We start from the raw sequence: 1,751 nt of genomic DNA on the forward strand, positions 1-1,751 counted from the left end.
CAACGTTGATGTGAAGCCTGTGCCAAACCAGCCAGACCAAGTCGATGTCAACTATACGGTCGAAGAGCAGCCTTCTGGCAGCTCAACGATTGCTGCTGGTTACTCGCAAAGTGGCGGTGTGACCTTCCAGTTAGACTTAACCCAAAATAACTTTATGGGTACGGGTAACCGCGTGAAAGCAGCGCTATCACGTTCAGAAACGCGCGATTCTTACAGCTTAGGTTATACCGATCCGTACTTTACTGAAAACGGTGTGTCGCAAGGTGTCAGCGCATATTATCGTGAAACCAAATACGACGACAGAAACGTTAGTAACTATGTCACTGATGCTTACGGTGCCACGCTGAACTACAGCTATCCTGTTGATGAAACCAAACGTGTCAGTGCTGGCTTAAACGTTGATAAGACCACCGTGCGCGGTGGTAGCCGTCTTGGTGTGTCCAACGTGCAGCAGATTATTGATGGCGGCGGTACATTCGAGAAGTTCACGGATGTTGAACGTACTGGCTTTAAAAACGATTATCAGACCTATAACTTATTATTAGGTTGGGATTACAGTACGCTAGATCGCCCCGTATTCCCAAACAAAGGCATGAGCCATACCGTTGATGCAACCATTGGCTTGGGCGATGAAAGTTATCAAAAACTTGTTTATCGTGGCAATATCTACTATCCGATTTATAAAGATTGGGTGGCGCGTGGTTATACCAAGCTTGGATACGGTAATGACTTGCCATTTTATGAAAACTTCTATGCTGGTGGTTATGGTTCGGTTCGTGGTTATGAATCATCAACATTGGGTCCCAAATCGCAAAGCTATAATGATGCGATCAATGATAGTGTTCGTTATAAGGACGAAGAAGTAGGTGGTAATGCGTTAGTTACTTTTGGTACCGAATTGATTTTACCGATGCCGTTTAAAGGCGATTGGGCAGACCAAGTACGTCCAGTACTATTTGCCGAAGGTGGTCAGGTATTTGATACCACGGATAAAGAAGATCGTATGTTTATCGACCCTGCTACAGGTAAACGTCCTGTAGATAAAGATAATAACCCTATCGACGTTCCATTGCTTACTCAAGACAATAAATTCCGCTTTAGTGCGGGGTTAGGGGTAACCTGGTATACACCAATTGGTCCGATTTCGCTCAGTTATGCTGTGCCTATCGGTGACAAAGAAGGCGATGAGACTGAAAAAGTTCAGTTCCAAATCGGTAATACTTTTTAGTACCACAAAGTTAAATGCAGCGGTTTAATTGCTTTTATTTATTTATGCAGCTAAGTAAACTAGTCCGCAGTTAAAATTTAATAGGTCGCCAATTTGATATTTCAACTTGGCGACTCACTTATTCATACCAATACTAATTTTAATTATACTAATAGCAACTATGATAACGATTGAGCAACTTATCACGCGGATTGAGCAGCGTCAGCCGGTTCTTAACAAGGATGACCTTAGCGCTGAGCAGTTGTGTCTAAAATTAGAGGGTATCGGTAATTTAACCACCGCCAATTCGCAGCAATTAAGCTTTTTGGCCAATCCGCATTATTTGCCTAGTCTAGCAACCAGTCAGGCTGGAGCTGTGTTAACTACCTCAGACCATCAAGGCAAAGTTGAACAGAATACGATTGCCTTAATCGTTGCCGCGCCTTATTTGGCTTATGCCAGTGCCAGTCAACTATTTGCCCGTACGTCCTTGTTTGAGGGTATTCATCCGAGTGCCGTGATAGCGGAAAGCGCTGTTATTGGC

At 43.8% G+C, this 1,751-nt stretch carries 2 protein-coding genes; both read left to right on the top strand.

The genetic code is table 11. The features are described from left to right. Nucleotides 1-1,228 (top strand): outer membrane protein assembly factor BamA (gene bamA, locus V7D75_RS12845; protein ID WP_333614868.1); only part of this gene is annotated, 1,228 nt, incomplete at its 5' end. 160 nt (nt 1,229-1,388) lie between these two features. Continuing rightward, nucleotides 1,389-1,751 (top strand): LpxD N-terminal domain-containing protein (locus V7D75_RS12850; RefSeq protein WP_333614869.1); only part of this gene is annotated, 363 nt, incomplete at its 3' end.

This window comes from Psychrobacter sp., from assembly GCF_036731945.1.
Lineage (GTDB): Bacteria > Pseudomonadota > Gammaproteobacteria > Pseudomonadales > Moraxellaceae > Psychrobacter.